The sequence below is a fragment of the Emcibacter sp. genome, assembly GCF_963675455.1.
GTDB lineage: Bacteria > Pseudomonadota > Alphaproteobacteria > Sphingomonadales > Emcibacteraceae > Emcibacter.
The window spans coordinates 695,700-711,000 of record NZ_OY776217.1 but is presented as its reverse complement, the minus strand read 5'-3'; the positions used below and the strand labels follow the sequence as shown (position 1 = coordinate 711,000).

19 protein-coding genes are annotated in these 15,301 nt (G+C 55.2%); 16 read left to right on the top strand and 3 right to left on the bottom strand.

What is annotated here, in order from left to right:
- Positions 1-71 precede the first annotated feature (71 nt).
- The 4 genes from ACORNT_RS03300 to ccmB all read left to right on the top strand — a co-directional run bounded on the left by ACORNT_RS03300 (position 72) and on the right by ccmB (position 4,003).
- Positions 72-2,054, top strand: coding sequence for a methyl-accepting chemotaxis protein (locus ACORNT_RS03300; RefSeq protein ID WP_321395330.1), 1,983 nt, complete (start codon positions 72-74; stop codon positions 2,052-2,054).
- Between the two features lie 157 nt (positions 2,055-2,211).
- Positions 2,212-2,451 (top strand): hypothetical protein, encoded by a 240-nt coding sequence (locus ACORNT_RS03295; RefSeq protein ID WP_321395328.1) that lies wholly within the window; start codon positions 2,212-2,214, stop codon positions 2,449-2,451.
- A 215-nt stretch (positions 2,452-2,666) separates the two neighbouring features.
- A complete protein-coding gene (gene ccmA, locus ACORNT_RS03290) occupies positions 2,667-3,338 on the top strand; it encodes a heme ABC exporter ATP-binding protein CcmA (RefSeq protein ID WP_321398050.1) in 672 nt (223 codons plus the stop codon).
- Positions 3,335-4,003, top strand: coding sequence for a heme exporter protein CcmB (gene ccmB, locus ACORNT_RS03285; RefSeq protein ID WP_321395326.1), 669 nt, complete (start codon positions 3,335-3,337; stop codon positions 4,001-4,003). The genes ccmA and ccmB overlap by 4 nt, the downstream gene beginning before the upstream one ends.
- A 22-nt stretch (positions 4,004-4,025) precedes the next feature.
- Here the strand turns inward: ccmB and ACORNT_RS03280 are convergent, their stop codons facing one another.
- On the bottom strand, positions 4,026-4,325 hold the full coding sequence (locus ACORNT_RS03280; protein ID WP_321395324.1) for a PGPGW domain-containing protein: 300 nt from the start codon (positions 4,323-4,325) through the stop codon (positions 4,026-4,028).
- Between the two features lie 169 nt (positions 4,326-4,494).
- A complete protein-coding gene (locus tag ACORNT_RS03275; RefSeq protein WP_321395322.1) occupies positions 4,495-5,034 on the bottom strand; it encodes a hypothetical protein in 540 nt (179 codons plus the stop codon).
- A 235-nt stretch (positions 5,035-5,269) separates the two neighbouring features.
- Between ACORNT_RS03275 and ACORNT_RS03270 the strand changes: the two genes are divergently transcribed.
- From ACORNT_RS03270 to ACORNT_RS03215, 12 genes are all read left to right on the top strand, one after another.
- Positions 5,270-6,406, top strand: coding sequence for a cytochrome-c peroxidase (locus ACORNT_RS03270; RefSeq protein ID WP_321395320.1), 1,137 nt, complete (start codon positions 5,270-5,272; stop codon positions 6,404-6,406).
- Between the two features lie 66 nt (positions 6,407-6,472).
- Positions 6,473-7,546, top strand: coding sequence for a metallophosphoesterase family protein (locus tag ACORNT_RS03265; RefSeq protein ID WP_420717538.1), 1,074 nt, complete (start codon positions 6,473-6,475; stop codon positions 7,544-7,546).
- Positions 7,547-7,561: 15 nt separating this feature from the next.
- Positions 7,562-7,969 (top strand): hypothetical protein, encoded by a 408-nt coding sequence (locus ACORNT_RS03260; RefSeq protein WP_321395316.1) that lies wholly within the window; start codon positions 7,562-7,564, stop codon positions 7,967-7,969.
- 147 nt (positions 7,970-8,116) lie between these two features.
- A complete protein-coding gene (locus ACORNT_RS03255; protein ID WP_321395315.1) occupies positions 8,117-8,848 on the top strand; it encodes a heme ABC transporter permease in 732 nt (243 codons plus the stop codon).
- Positions 8,841-9,002, top strand: a complete 162-nt coding sequence (gene ccmD, locus ACORNT_RS03250) for a heme exporter protein CcmD (protein WP_321395313.1) — start codon at positions 8,841-8,843, stop codon at positions 9,000-9,002. Before ACORNT_RS03255 ends, ccmD begins: the two co-directional genes overlap by 8 nt.
- Positions 9,003-9,007: 5 nt before the next feature.
- The gene (ccmE, locus tag ACORNT_RS03245; protein WP_321395311.1) at positions 9,008-9,511 is read left to right on the top strand and encodes a cytochrome c maturation protein CcmE; all 504 of its coding nucleotides are present in this window, start codon (positions 9,008-9,010) and stop codon (positions 9,509-9,511) included.
- Positions 9,508-11,532 (top strand): heme lyase CcmF/NrfE family subunit, encoded by a 2,025-nt coding sequence (locus ACORNT_RS03240; RefSeq protein ID WP_321395308.1) that lies wholly within the window; start codon positions 9,508-9,510, stop codon positions 11,530-11,532. The genes ccmE and ACORNT_RS03240 overlap by 4 nt, the downstream gene beginning before the upstream one ends.
- Positions 11,522-12,061, top strand: a complete 540-nt coding sequence (locus ACORNT_RS03235; RefSeq protein WP_321395306.1) for a DsbE family thiol:disulfide interchange protein — start codon at positions 11,522-11,524, stop codon at positions 12,059-12,061. The genes ACORNT_RS03240 and ACORNT_RS03235 overlap by 11 nt, the downstream gene beginning before the upstream one ends.
- A complete protein-coding gene (locus ACORNT_RS03230; protein ID WP_321395304.1) occupies positions 12,058-12,528 on the top strand; it encodes a cytochrome c-type biogenesis protein in 471 nt (156 codons plus the stop codon). Before ACORNT_RS03235 ends, ACORNT_RS03230 begins: the two co-directional genes overlap by 4 nt.
- Positions 12,528-13,643, top strand: a complete 1,116-nt coding sequence (gene ccmI, locus ACORNT_RS03225; protein ID WP_321395302.1) for a c-type cytochrome biogenesis protein CcmI — start codon at positions 12,528-12,530, stop codon at positions 13,641-13,643. The genes ACORNT_RS03230 and ccmI overlap by 1 nt, the downstream gene beginning before the upstream one ends.
- Positions 13,644-13,771: 128 nt before the next feature.
- The gene (locus tag ACORNT_RS03220) at positions 13,772-14,140 is read left to right on the top strand and encodes a hypothetical protein (protein WP_321395300.1); all 369 of its coding nucleotides are present in this window, start codon (positions 13,772-13,774) and stop codon (positions 14,138-14,140) included.
- 17 nt (positions 14,141-14,157) lie between these two features.
- Positions 14,158-14,727: an NUDIX hydrolase gene (locus ACORNT_RS03215; RefSeq protein ID WP_321395298.1), complete on the top strand. Its 570-nt coding sequence runs from the start codon at positions 14,158-14,160 to the stop codon at positions 14,725-14,727.
- Here the strand turns inward: ACORNT_RS03215 and ACORNT_RS03210 are convergent.
- Entirely contained in the window at positions 14,716-15,285 is a 570-nt protein-coding gene (locus tag ACORNT_RS03210; protein ID WP_321395296.1) for a septation protein A, read from the bottom strand. The genes ACORNT_RS03215 and ACORNT_RS03210 overlap by 12 nt on opposite strands.
- Positions 15,286-15,301 lie beyond the last annotated feature (16 nt).

The following is a 15,301-nucleotide window of genomic DNA, read 5'->3' as shown; positions in this document are numbered from 1 at the left end:
CAGACAATTTTTTTAGAAAATTCACAATTTCCAGACGTATCTTCCTGCTGGCGGGATTGACCATTTTGTCAATGCTCATGCTGACAGCCGGTTTTGTCTGGAATTTCGGCAAAATCAATAATGAATACCGCAATTATCATACCTACGAGCGACAGGGCACCCTGGGAGTGGAACTGGTCAGGCTGAGCCTGCAGGTTCGGCAGGACGAGAAAGATTTCCTGCTTTATCAGGACAAGAGATACCTGCAGGACCATGATCGTACCAGTGACCGGCTTCTGAAGAATATCACTGATTTTCTTGATCAGACCGATGAAGGGGAACTCGCAGATTCCCTGATTTCCCTAAAAAATAAATTCTCCAATTATCTGGGACAGTTTTCCACACTCGTCTCAGGCGTGACCCGTCTGGGCACAACCGATGAAACAGGACTACGGGGCAGCCTGAAACAGTCCGGGGACCGGGCGGAAGAAGCGCTGGATGAAACAAACCTTCCTGAAATTCAGGTCGCCTTTCTGAAAATGAGGAAATTTGAGAAAAGCTATATCCTCGACAGCCAGGCCGTCAATCAAAGATGGTACAAAATCCATTTGAGAACGGTCAAGAAAGGGATTCCCCGGGCAAATATCTCTAAAGAACGGAAAGAAAAAGTCCTGGAGCTTGTCGGAAAATATGAACAGAGTTTTTCCGAATATGTGACCCTTCGGGAAGAAGTCGCTACCGCTTCTGCCAGACTGGATGAAATCTATCAGTCCATGGTGCCCGATTTTCAGGCGGTATCCGAATATGCCCGTGACGGCCTGGTGGAGGCTGCGGTGGCCTATGAGATGGCACTGACCCGTTTTGCCGTGGTCATGGGGTTGGTCGCCCTGGCAGCTCTCGGGATTTATCTGTTTTTCTCCATGCCGCTGAGCCACAGCCTGACCCGCCCGATCCGGATTATAACGGAAACGATGATGTCGCTTGCCCGGGGTGAGCGCGATGTAACGATTGATATTCCTGCCCAGAATAATGAAATCGGTCAGATGGTGGCGGCTATCGAGAAATTTCGTGAAACCCGGCGGGAAATGGAACAGGCCCAGCTTGACCAGGTGCGCGAGCGTGAACAACGTATGGAAGCCGAAAAACAGGCGGCGGAGCGTGAACATCAACTGGTTCTTGAAAAAATGCAAAAAGAAGAGCAGGAACGTCAGGTCAATACCGAGAAACGTGAACGGCTGGAACGCATCTGTCTGGAATTTGAACAGACCATGAGTGATGTTCTCACTCACGTGCGCTCTGCCTCGGTGGAAATGGAGGGGGCGGCCCGGGAAATGTTCTCCCTCGCCGACGCCAACAGTGAAAAAACCGAAGCGCTGGCGGCCGCCTCCGAGCAGTCTACGCAGAATATGTCCTCGGTGTCTTCTTCTGCCAGTGATCTTATGGCCACGGTGGACCAGATTTCTGACCGGGTCGTTGAATCAGCCAAAGGGACCAGCGGCGCGGTGGAGGAAATCGAGCGTGCCAACGTCCATATTCAGCAACTGGAAGACGCCAGCCAGAAAATCGGCGACGTGATCAGCCTGATCAATGATATTGCCGAGCAGACCAATCTTCTGGCCCTGAACGCCACCATCGAGGCCGCCCGGGCCGGTGACGCCGGCCGGGGATTTGCCGTGGTCGCTTCGGAAGTGAAAAACCTGGCCGGCCAGACCGCTGAGGCGACCGATGAAATTGCCTCCCAGGTCAGTGGTATGCGCGCCGCGACCGTGGAAGCTGTCAGGACCATGCGCATGATCGGGGATACTATCAAGACCATCTCCCGGACATCGGAGGAAATTGCAACATCGGTTCAGGGTCAGGAGGAAGCAACCCGGGGCATTGTAAAAAGTGTTCAGGAGGTTTCCGGCGGTATGAACGGCATTCAGGAAAATGTGGTGTCCGTGAGCCAGGGCACCCAGGATACCTCCCGGGTCGCCAATGATGTTCTGACCAATGCCAACCGGCTTAACCGGGAATCGGAGAAACTGACCCAAAGGTTTGACAGGTTCCTGGCAGACATCAAGGCTGTCTCCTGATCTTTTTTCGTCCACTCAGTCAGCGCTGTCGGGCAGAATATGGCCATCCGGTCACATTCTGCCCGATTTTGTTCCCAATGCGGTCTCATTGACACCCCAATGCCCGTCTAGACTTCTGAATGTAGAGGTTTCCAGAACACAACAGCAGGAGAGTGACATGAGAAGACGGATTATCGCCCGCGCCGTAAAAAGAAATTCCCTCTGGCCGCGGCTGCTTCTTTCATTTGCCATGGTGACCACATTCATTGTGTTTTCTGCCGACTATTCCGCCGCCGGTCCGGCAGCGGACCAGGGTGTGGCATGGACGGACATTCTCGTGGGTACGGCACTTTTCTCATTTTCCACCGCCCTGATTTTGTGGGCAGGTGACATTTACCAGCGCGTTCTCAAAGATTAACCGGATCAAGTCCTGACCGGATTCTGATCCGGTTTAAGCATTAGGCGGGCACACTCCAACCTGTCCTCAATAGATGCCCGCCTTCGGGTGCCTGCTTTCCGTCCTGTCCGGGTGCGGAGGCAGGCACTTTTATTTCCCGGTTTCAATTTTCCTTCTGTCTTTGCCGCCAAAATGCTATAGCTCGCAAATTGTAGCGTGACCGTCGGGAGGACAAAATAATTCTTGAGGCAAGCGGCCTGTGCTGTTCCAGGGGTGATTTTACGGTTTTTTCGGATCTGGAGTTTTCCCTGCCCCGGGGGAAGGCGCTTGTGCTGCGCGGTCCCAACGGGTCGGGCAAGTCCACGCTGATCAAATCCATCGCAGGCCTGTTGCCGGTCCGCTCCGGAAGCCTGAGCTTTGCCGGAGAAGAATTTACCGGTGACGGCGACTGGATCAGCGAAAATATCTGTTATCTGGCGCACAAGAACGCCCTGAAGCCGGAACTGACGGTCAGGGAGAATATCGCCTTCTGGGCCCGGATGCACGGTGTAGAGGAAGGCAGGGTCGAACAGGCCATGACGTCCCTTGGCATTGACCGGTTACGGGATCAGCCGGCCCGTTATCTGTCCTCGGGCCAGGGGCGGCGGACGGCGCTTGCCCGTGTCGTCTGTCACGGCGGCCTGGTCTGGCTGCTGGATGAACCGACTGTCGGGCTTGACCAGGACGGTGTGCAAAAACTGTCGCAGGTGATGACCGCCTTCCTGGACAAAGGCGGACTGATCGTGACAGCTACCCATATTGATCTCTCGCTGTCGTCTGACCGGGTTCTGTATCTTGATATGAATCGTTTCTCAGGCGGAATGAGCTCTGAAACAGAGGACTGGTCGCTGTCGGAGGTCTGGTCATGACGGCGCAGTTCCTCCAGATTGTAACGCGGGATGTGAAACTGTCCTGGCGCCAGGGCAGCACCGGCCTGATGGTGGTGTTTTTCTTTGCCATGGTGGTCTCGCTGTTCCCTTTTGCCGTCGGGCCGGAACTCAACATGCTGTCGCGTATTTCCGTTGCCGTGATCTGGGTGGCGGTGCTGTTGTCATCGCTGCTGTCGCTGGACCGGATTTTCCAGGCCGACTATGAAGACGGCTCCCTGGATCAATTTGTCCTGCTGCCGCTGCCGCTGGAACTGGTGGTGCTGGCCAAGTCCATTGCCCATTGGCTGACGACGGCAGTGCCCCTGATTATCCTTGCCCCGGTTCTGGGCCTGATGATGAACCTGCCGGCAAAGGCCTATCTGCCGCTGGTTCTGGTGATGCTGCTGGCCTCCCCGGCGCTCAGCTTTATCGGTGCCATCGGCGCGGCGCTGACGGTCAACCTTCGCCGCGGCGGTGTGTTGCTGTCGCTTCTTGTTTTGCCGCTATATATTCCTGTGCTGATTTTCAGCGTCCTGGCGGTGGAGGCGGCCGTGGGCGGATATGACACTTATCTGCTGGTGATGATATTGGTTGGCTTCACCCTGGGAAGCACCGTGCTTGGCCCGTGGGCTGCGGCTGCCGCCCTGCGGGCTGGCCTGGACTGACGTCTGGGCTGATCGGGAACAGTCAGGCCGGGCCTGAAGAATTATTCAGGTGGGCCGGGTCTGTCCGGTCAATCAGGTTTTTCAGGAAAGCCGGCAAATGGGGTTTTGCTTTGGTCAATTGCCGACAGAGGGCGGGAATGCGCCGTCTGAATTTCTGAACCCAGATTCTGACCCTCTCGCTTTCCGAGACAAGCAGGCTCAGGCCGACCAGCGCCGTGATCTGGCCGATGGGAATCGGCATCGGCGCAATGATCAGGCCGGCGATGAATAATATCCAGCCAACAATCAGTTTCACAGGTCTTTTTACGGCGTTCCAGGTCATCCGATGATACAATCACAAACAGTTTAACAATTAATGAGAAAAGCAGTTCTCCGATTGACAATTTTAGTCTGAAAATCGCGGCGGAACTATGGCGGATCGATGAAACATTGATGACATGCGACGAATGGCATGCGGGCGGAGCTGGCGGGTGTCGGGAATGGCGCCGACTCTACAGTGGATTTTGGCGGAATTCCCGCAGCAGCAACGCATACAGGTCCTGGTTTCTGTTATTATAACGCCATTCGCATTCCTTCAGATGAAGAAGAAAGGTGGATTTATGCATGCCGCGGAATTTGCTCAGGCGAAGATGGGCGAAATCCCAGAAACCGGAGATGCCGGTGTTCCGGATCCGGATTCTTTTGTCGCAACTGATGTCGATCAGTTCGTCATAGCCGGGCCAGTCTTGCTGATAGATGATGTCTTCGATGCCGACCTGGTTCGCCAGAAGCCCGGCCGCTGTTTCATAATATTGCGGGGCGATAATTTCAGCATAAGCCTGCTGCTTTTTTTTCAGCACGCCGATCAGAATATGCCCGGCATTGTCGGGATAGTTTTTTTCAGCGGGGAGAGTTTTTTCTGCAGCTGTTCCGGTCAACAAAACGATTCGCTGGCGAAAAAGCCGGAAATAACGATCGACGCTGTTGATATTAAGGTGAGTCTCGCTCGCCACCTGTTGCGCAGTATGGTCAGAGATATAGCCCTTTAACATCCGTCTGAATTTATGCTCGGAAATATGTGAACGGGCGCAGTAGCAGTTTTTCATTATAAAACAACAAGTTATAAGTGTGCTTTGTAGATAAAATAGGGATGGTTTAAATATTCATATATTTACTTATACTTTCAATAGGTTATAGTTTTTTCTGTAACTTGTCTAATTATAGTTCAATGAAGTGCGACAGACGCACGGGGGACAAGTTGGTCTTCACTGGAGAAACGGGAGACGGATGATGAAAAAGACCATTCTCGCAGCTGGCGCACTTTGTGCCGTGCTCATCGCGCCACTTTCAGCAGTGGCGGAAACACCGCTTGGATTGCCGCCGGTGCCGGTGCCGGAAGATAACCCGGTTACCGAGGAAAAAGTGTTGCTCGGCATCAAGCTTTTCAATGACAAAAGATTCAGCAGCACCGGTGAGGTGAACTGCGCCACCTGCCATGACGGCGGCAAGGCTTTTACCGACAGTCCGCTTTCGGTATCGGAAGGCATTAACGGGCTGACCGGGACACGCAACGCGCCGACGGTGATCAATGCCGCCTATATGCACACCCAGTTCTGGGACGGTCGTGAACCTGATCTGGAAGAACAGTCCAAAGGGCCTTTTGTCAACCCGGTGGAAATGGGCCTCGAAAGCCATGACCCAATTCTGGAAATTGTCCGTAGCGACAAGGAATATGGCAAAATGTTCAAAAAGGCATTTGGCATTTCCCAGAAAAAGATTTCCATGGACCATGTTAAAAAGGCCATTGCTTCCTTTGAGCGGACAGTGATTGCCGGGGACAGTCCCTTTGACCGTTATATGTATGGCGGTGACAAGACAGCCATGTCCGAGGCGGCCATCCGCGGCATGCGGGTATTCCGCTTTGAAGGCCGTTGCGTGTCCTGCCACACCACCAGCCAGACCTTCGCCCTGTTTACTGACAACAAGTTTCATAACCTGAACGTTAACTTTGAACTGATTTCTGACAGTCTTGATTCGGTCACGAAAACCTTTATTCAGGACAAGGAAGGCGGCGCCGATCTTGATGTGACGGTTCTGACCAATCAGGAAGCTTCCGAACTGGGACGATTCGTCGTCAGCACTGCACCAGCCGATATCGGGGCGTTCAAAACGCCGACCCTGCGTAATATTGAGCTGACGGCACCCTATATGCACGACGGCAGCCTGAAAACCCTGGAAGAGGTTGTTGATTTCTATAACAACGGCGGCCGGGTGGAAGCGGACGGTCCGGTCAATGATTTCCAGAGCGGCGGCATTCGTCCTCTCAATCTGACCGACCAGCAAAAAGCCGATCTTGTCGAGTTTCTCAAGGCGCTGACCAGCTCCAGAGAATCTCTCGAAAAACTCGCCGAACTGACCAAATAGGAGGATTCAATGAAACATATTGACGATGTGAATCTGACCACAGCACAACTTCTTGAAGATACTCCTGTGGCGGAAAATACCACCCGGCGGACGGTGTTGCGCAACGGAATGGCGCTGGTCGCCGGTGCCTGTCTGCCGATCACCAGCGTAAAACTGGCTTTTGGCGGGGAGCAGGAGGATTTCACCTTCGCCTATATCTCCGACAGTCATATCCAGCATATCCGCGGCAATAAATTCGTCCGCAACTGGGACCGGGGTCTGATCCGGGCGGTAGCCGAATGTAACCTGATGAATCCGCGGCCGGATTTTGTGATTTACGGCGGCGATCTGGCCCAGCTCGGCACCAAACCGGAACTGGATCACGGCTTCGAAATCATGGCCGGGCTCAACAATTTTGATACCCATTATGTGCTTGGCGAGCATGACTATTACCTGGATCTGGGTGAATACTGGTCCGAACATAACGGGCCCCAGTATTACAGCTTCGACCACAAGGGTGTGCATTTTGTGGTTCTGAACAGTATTATTGTCGATGATGACTGGACCCATAACCGCTGGAAGGACGGCAAGGAACGCATGGGCGTGATGGCCGGCCTGGATGATCCGCGCGGATCTCCCTTCATGATCGGCAAGAAACAGATGAACTGGCTGAAGAACGATCTCAAGAAGGTCAGCAAGGATACGCCGGTCGTGGTCTGTTCCCACTCCCCGATCCAGAAAATCTTCAAAAACTGGAACTTCTGGACTGAGGAAGCCGAGGATATCCAGAAGCTTCTGAAGAAATTCGACAAGGCGACGGTTCTGTACGGCCATGTGCACCAGATCCAGTACAACCAGATCGACAACATCAGCTTCCATGCGGTGATGGCGACAGCCTGGCCCTGGCCCTATCCGCAGTCCTACGTGCAGGCGGAAAGCCACCTGCCGCAGCTGACCATTCCGATGAACCGGGCTGATCCCTTCTTCGAGCGGGATGCCACCGGCTGGCAGTATATTGACATCAACAGCGGCAAGGCGTCAGTGAACTACAGCCTGCCGCAGAATAAATCCCGGACTGTGGCCTATGATCCGGAAAAGGGTCATCCGGTGGACACGACCTATCAGGAAGCCGGGCTGATTTTGCCGCAGAAACATTATTGAGGATGGGAGACTGACATGAAAAAGACGATAAAGAACTTTGCTCTTGTCCTGGGGGGGCTGATGATCTTGTCACCCGTCGCCCAGGCGGATGAATTCGACAAGGAAGATGTGGATCTCTGGACCAAGGAATACATGGCCGCGGTGGAAAAGGGTCGCGCAGCCTGGGTTGACGGCAATCTCGGCACCAATGGCGTGGCCTGTGCCCAGTGTCATCCCAATGCGGCCAATACCCATCCGGAAACCTATCCCAAGTTCCAGAAGCAGATCGGCCGGGTCATTGTATTCGGTGAAATGATCAACTGGTGCATCATCAATCCGCTGGAAGGCAAGGCGCTGCCGCTTGATGATGAAACACTGGTCGCCATGCAGGCCTATGCCCGTTATGAACGCCGCGGCGTTGCCCTGGACCCTGGCAAACACTAGAATGAAAACCTCCTGCCGGACGGCCGATTGGCATTGTGGAAGATATCGGGGCTGGCTGTCCGGCAACCGGGGTGGAGTTTGTGAAATTTGTGGGGAATATGTCCAAATAACTTGATTAAAACATAAGTTGGCGATAGACCTCAGATCATGCATAAGTTCGCAAATCCCGCCCGCTTCATGCGGTTGAGTAAACTGATCCAGCCCTGGGCTTTGGGTCTGACGGCTATTCTGCTTTCTGCCGGACTTTATCTCTCCCTTTATGTGGCTCCCGAAGATTATCAGATGGGCGCGGCGTTCCGCATCATGTATGTGCATGTGCCGGCCGCCTATATGTCCATGTTCGGCTATGTGCTGATGGCGGTGGCCAGCATCGTCGGCATTATCTGGAAACATCCCCTGGCGGATTATACCGCCCGGGCCACGGCCCCGATCGGGGCTGCGTTCACTCTGCTGGCACTGATCACCGGCAGCTTGTGGGGCAAACCCATGTGGGGCGCTTACTGGGTGTGGCAGGATGCCCGGCTTACCTCGGTGCTGATCCTGTTTTTCCTCTATCTGGGCTATATGTCGGTCTGGCAGGCCATCGACGACCAGGTGCAGGCCGCCCGTATCGCCGCCATTGTCGCCATTGTCGGGGTGGTCAATATCCCAATCATCAAATTTTCCGTGGAATGGTGGGCGACCCTGCATCAGCCGGCCAGCCTGATCCGTATGGGCGGCCCGTCCATTCACCCGGATATGCTGTGGCCGCTGATCACCATGATCCTGGCCTTTAACGCCTATTTCGTTGTGGTCCTGATCTGGCGTCTGCAGAGCCTGATTCTCAACCGGCGTATCCGGACCCTGCGCCAGAAGCTGACAGGGACAAACGATGGGTGAATATGGTCTTTTTGTCTGGGGAAGTTTCGGTATTGTGGCGGCCGTCATGCTGCTGCTGGCCCTGCAGAGCTGGATCGGCCGGCAGCAGGACCTCAAGCAACTGCGCCGCCTGGAAGAACTCAATACTCCTGAAACGGAAGAAGTGACCGAGTAATCATCATGACGGAACAGCAGCCCAGCCCAGCCCAGCCTCCGCGCCGTCGCGCCGCGTCCCGCAAACGCCGCCGCATGTATCTTGTGATCAGCAGCCTGGCCGTGCTTGGCCTGGCGGTGGGGCTGGTTCTGACCGCCCTGCAGGACAGTATTCGTATGTTCTATGACCCGACCGAGGTTCTGGAGCGACAGATTCCTGCCGGTCAGGATTTCCGTCTCGGCGGTCTGGTGGAAGAGGGCAGTCTGGTCCATGGAGACGACGAACTTCTTTATAAATTTACCGTCACCGATGGTAACGATTCTCTGCAGGTCGTCTACAGGGGCCAGGTGCCCGACCTGTTCCGCGAAGGACAGGGCGTTGTCGCCGAGGGACATCTGGATGAAAACGGCATTTTTATCGCCAGCGAGGTTCTTGCCAAACATGATGAAAACTATATGCCCAAGGAAGTTGCTGAAAGCCTGAAGAAACGCGGTCTCTGGCAGCATGAAGGCGAAGGTGCCCCGCAATGATTGTTGAAACAGGACATTTCGCCCTGGTGCTGGCCTTTGCCCTGGCGGTTGTACAGGGCATCGTACCCCTGGTTGGAACCTACCGGCGTGATGACCGGCTCATGGCGCTGGCGACACCTGCGGCTTATGGGCAGTTCCTGCTGGTTCTGCTGTCGTTCCTTGCCCTGATGCATGCCTATGTGACCTCCGACTTTTCCGTGAAAAATGTCGCCATCAACAGCCATACCCTGAAACCGATGATGTATAAGATTGCCGGGGTCTGGGGGAACCATGAGGGCTCGATCCTGTTCTGGGCCTTGATTCTCGCCCTGTTTGGCGCCCTGGTTGCCCTGTTCGGTCGCAACCTGCCGAAAAGCCTGCATGTGCGGGTGTTGTCGGTCCAGGCGCTGGTCAGTGTCGGTTTTTACCTGTTCCTGCTGCTGACCTCCAATCCCTTTGACCGGATTTATCCGGTGCCGCCGGAAGGCAACGGCTTGAATCCATTGTTGCAGGATCCCGGCCTCGCCTTTCATCCGCCGTTTCTCTATCTTGGGTATGTAGGCCTGTCGGTGGCCTTCTCCTTTTCCGTTGCCGCCCTGCTTGAAGGCCGGGTCGACCCGGCCTGGGCCCGCTGGGTGCGTCCCTGGACCCTGATCGCCTGGTGCTTCCTGACAATTGGTATCATGCTGGGCAGCTGGTGGGCCTATTACGAACTCGGCTGGGGCGGCTGGTGGTTCTGGGACCCGGTGGAAAATGCCTCCTTTATGCCGTGGCTTGTGACTACTGCGCTGCTGCATTCGGCCATCGTGGTGGAAAAGCGCGATACGCTGAAGAGCTGGACTGTGCTGCTCGCCATCATTGCCTTTTCCTTCAGTCTGCTGGGCACATTTCTCACCCGCTCCGGGGTGGTGACCTCTGTTCACGCCTTTGCCACTGATCCGGAACGCGGCGTCTTTATCCTGATTTTCCTGCTGCTGGTCATCGGCGGCAGCCTGCTTCTGTATGCCCTGCGTTATGACAAGCTGCAGCCAGGCGGCCTGTTTGCGCCGATCAGCCGCGAAGGCGCCCTGGTGATGAACAATATGCTACTGACGGTAGGTGCGGCGACCGTGCTGTTCGGTACGCTTTACCCCTTGATTCTGGATGCACTGAGCGGCGAGAAAATCTCTGTCGGACCGCCCTATTTTGAAATTACCTTCGGCTCGCTGATGATTCCGCTGGTGCTGATCATGGCCGCCGGGCCATTTCTGCGCTGGAAACGGGCCGATCTTGCCGGTGTGGTGCACCGGATGCGCTTTGTGCTCCTGGCCGCTATTGCGATGATGATTGCCGGGTATTTCCTGGCCAATCATGACGACAATCACCGGCCGCTGCTGACCGCGCTGTGGCTCGGGCTGGGCATCTGGCTGATGCTCGGCACCCTGGTGGAGCTTGCCGACCGGATCAAGCTGTTTCGCGCACCACTGTCCGACAGCTTGTCCCGGCTTGGCCGGCAGACCCGGGCGAGCTGGGGCATGACACTCGGTCATTTCGGGCTGTCCGTTCTGGTTCTCGGCATCACTGTGACGTCGAGCTGGCAGACGGAACATCTTGATGTTCTGGTGTCTGGCGAGAAGATCGAGATCGGTGGTTACACACTTACCTTTAATGGTGTCAAACCGCTTGCCGGGCCAAACTATACCTCGCTGGCCGGTGACTTCATGGTGACCGACAGCAATGGAGCAGAGGTGACTCGCATGGTCCCGGAAAGCCGGACCTTTACCAGCCCGCCGATGACCACGACCGAGGCAGCCATTCATTCGACCTTCCTTGGCGACCTGTTTGTCGCCATCGGCGAAGGACAGGGGCAGAATGCTGCCGGACTGGATCGCTGGTCGGTCCGGGCCTATTACAAACCGCTGCAACTTTGGCTGTGGAGCGGCGTCATGATCATGGTGCTGGGCGGACTGATCTCCCTAAGTGACCGGCGGTTCCGCATCGGCGTGCCTGCCGGGAAGAAAAAAACAAGCGGAACAAAGGGGGGAAAAGCCCATGCGGTTTAAGGCGATACTGCCGCTTGCTATATTTGTGGCTCTGGCCATTGCGCTCGGGGTGGGGCTGACCCTCAACCCGCGGGAGATTCCCTCGGCCCTGATTGACAAGCCGGTGCCCGAATTCAGCTTGCCCAACCTTACCGGCAATGACGACGGTATCGCTGCAGCCGACCTGGCGGCGGAAGATGACATCATTCTGGTCAATTTCTTTGCTTCCTGGTGTGGGCCCTGCCGGGTCGAACATCCGCAGCTGGAAAGGCTGGCGTCCGAATACGGGATCAAAATCTACGGCGTGGCCTACAAGGACAGGCCGGAAAATTCCCTTTCTTTTCTGGAAAATCTGGGTAACCCCTATGTGAAGACGGCGGCGGATGTGACCGGCCGGGTCGGCATTGACTGGGGTGTTTACGGTATTCCGGAAACCTTCATCATCAAGAACGGCCGGATCATGCATAAACATGTGGGCCCGATCCATGAATGGGACGTGGAAGATAAAATCATTCCGGCATTGAAACAAATAAAAGGCGAAGGCGAGTGAGAGTATTTGTCCTGACAATATTGTTTTTCTGCCTTGCCCAGACGGCTTTTGCTATCGGGGTGGATGACGGCCGTCTGAAAGACCCTGCACAGGAGGAGCGGGCCCAGGCCCTGATGAAACAGCTGCGCTGCCTGGTCTGCCAGAATCAGTCGATCGTTGACAGCAACGCGGAACTGGCCCAGGATCTGCGTATGGTGGTGCGGGAACGTATCCGGGCGGGGGAGACGGACGAGCAGGTGCTCAGCTATATGACGGACCGCTACGGTGACTGGGTCCTGCTCAAGCCGCCGCTTAAATCCAAAACCATGATGCTGTGGTTTTCACCGCTGATCCTGCTTGTTAGCGGGGCCGGCTTTGCCGTGCTGTATCTGCGCCGCCGGCCGTCTTCTGTCTCCGCGGCCTCTCCCCTGAGTGCAGAGGAAGAGGCACGTCTTGAAAAACTCCTCAAAGAAACGGAGGAGGATTGATGTATTGGGCTCTTATGGCAGTGCTGCTTCTGCTGACCCTGGCGTTTGTTCTGGTACCTTTGTTGCGCGGCAGCAAGGCTGTAACGGACGATCATCCGGATGTGGTTGTTTACAAAGCCCAGCTTGCGGAACTGGAGGAGGATGTCACCGAGGGCCGCCTGTCGGAATCCGAAGTGGAAACCGCCCGCCTTGAAATCCAGCGCCGGCTGCTGAAGGCGGCTGACCGGACCTTACCCGATGTGGTATCGGTTTCCGCCTCCCCGATGAAAATAATCGTTATTGCCGGTCTGACACTGGCCTGTTCCGCCCTTTATCTGCTGGTAGGGACGCCGGGCATGCCTGATTTCCCGTCCGAAAAGGAAACACAGGGGGACGCGAGTGAGGAAAGGCAGACCCTGATCGATTATGTGGCCAGAATTCGCGGGCGCCTTGCCGAGGACCCCGCCGCCAAGGTGGGCTGGCTGGCCCTTGGCCAGTTCGAGAACAGGCTCGGCAATTTCCCCCAGTCTGCCGCCGCTTTCGAGCGCGCCTGGGAACTTGACCCGGACAATTTCGATCTGATGCTCATGTATATGGAAAGCCTGATTGTCCTGTCCGACGGCAAAATGAGTCCCGCGTCCCTGCTGGTGCTGGAAAAGGCATTGGCGAAGAATCCCGATCATCCCGGTGTGCAATATTACGTGGGCCTGGTGGATTACCAGTCCGGTAAAAAGCAAGAGGCGCTGAGCCGCTGGAAATCCATCGTCGAACAGTCGCCGCCGGATGCGCCCTGGACCCGGCAGGTGCAGTCCGTCGTTGCCATGACCGAGCGGGAACTTGGTCTGCAGCCGCAATCCGTGGCCCCGGCGGTTGACCGTGACCAGATGCAGGCGGTTCAGGATATGGCGCCGGAAGACCAGCAGCAGATGATCCGCAGCATGGTCCGGCGACTGGCTGACAGACTGGAAGAAAACCCTGAGGACGGCGCAGGCTGGCAACGCCTCGGTCGCGCCTGGCAGGTGCTTGGTGAGCGCAAGCGTGCCCTTGAAGCTTATAAAAAAGCGCTTATATATTCACCGGAAAGTGATAAACCGGCTCTTGAAAAAGAACTGGAAAAACTGGAAAATTCCAAGTAAAATACGGCCAGTCGCAGAAGTCGACAGATTCCCTTCAGAATGAGCGGTCATGTATTTTTAAGATTCCGATAATATTTCGGAATTACAATTGGTGCCTTATGGCCTTGTGGAAATGTGGCTGAAGACGGATGAAAATTACATCAAATTCACAGTTACTGGCTTCTTTGGGTTCCCTGGTTGATGCAAACCAGCGGACTGCCCAGCAGCAGCTTGTGGATCAGCAGCAGCTCAAGGAACAGCAGTCCCGGGATCAGCAGCAGACCCGCGAAGTCGACCGGCAGGAACAGATCCGGCAGAATCGGGAAGCTCTCAAGAAATCACAGGACGAGCTTCGGGCCCGCAATCTTGACAAATTAAAGCAGACCCTCGCATCGGCCTCTTCTCAGGACGAAGAAGGACAATCCCGGGTAAACCTGAATTTGCGGGAAAATGTCGGCACCTCGGGCGACCAGCCCGCTTTCAAGAAACTCGGCCAGATCGTTGATATCAGGATCTGAGCCTGATATCCTGATATATGCCTTTTGAAAATCAGCCATCGCAGAATCACTCTTTCAGCCGGAAGGTTCCTGACGGGGACAACCGGGAGCGGCACGTCTGTGACAGCTGCGATTTTGTTTATTATGAAAATCCCAAGATTGTCGTCGGCTCTGTTGTGATCTGGCGGGAAACACCTGAGGCCGAGGAAGAGTTCCTGCTGTGCCGCCGGTCGATCAACCCGAGACGCGGCTACTGGACTATTCCAGCGGGCTTCATGGAACAGAATGAAACAACCGAGGAAGGGGCACAGAGAGAGGCCCGCGAAGAAGCCTGCGCCGATATTGAAATAAAGGCGTTGCTGGCGGTGTATAATATTCCGCGCATTTCACAGGTGCAGATGATGCATGTGGCCCGCCTCAGGGAGAAGGTCTTTTCCGCCGGCGAGGAGAGCCTGGAAGTGGGCCTGTTCAGATGGGACGACATTCCGTGGGAGGAGATCGCCTTCCCCTCCGTGCACTGGGCGCTGAAACATTACCGGGAAATCCGCGACAGGGAGATTTTTGCGCCTTTTACCAATCCGGAAGGGACCGAACAGCTAGTCCGTTGAACCCTTGTTCTCTGCGGGCTCTTCCTTCTGGTACTTCATGATCAGCGGCAGCTGGGCCAGGGCAAAGACAAAACTCAGCGGCATGAACAGCCACAGTTTGGCGGCAATCCAGGTATCCGTATCGTAAGAGCGCCAGATATATTCATTCAGAATGGCGCAGAAGATAAAAAACAGACCCCAGCGAAAATTCATCTTGTCCCAGGCGATATCTTCCATGGGAGGAAAACCGGCTTCCATCACATTGCGGATGAAGGGTTTCTTCAGTGCCGTGCCCATAAGAAGCGTGATCGCAAACATGCTGTAGAGAATTGTGGGTTTAAGTTTGATAAACGTTTCGTTCTCGAAATAAATAGTCGCTCCCCCGAACACCACCACCAGTCCGACAGAAATCCACATCATCAGGGAAATTTCCTTGAGAAGGACCTTTGACGCGATCATGGAGAAGATCATGACCACCATGAATATGGCTGTAGCATTGAAAATGCCGACCTGGCTGTTGGCGATGAAGAATATAATCAGCGGTCCGGCTTCAATCAGGAGTTTATAGAGCTGGTTCATGGAGGGTACTACTCGT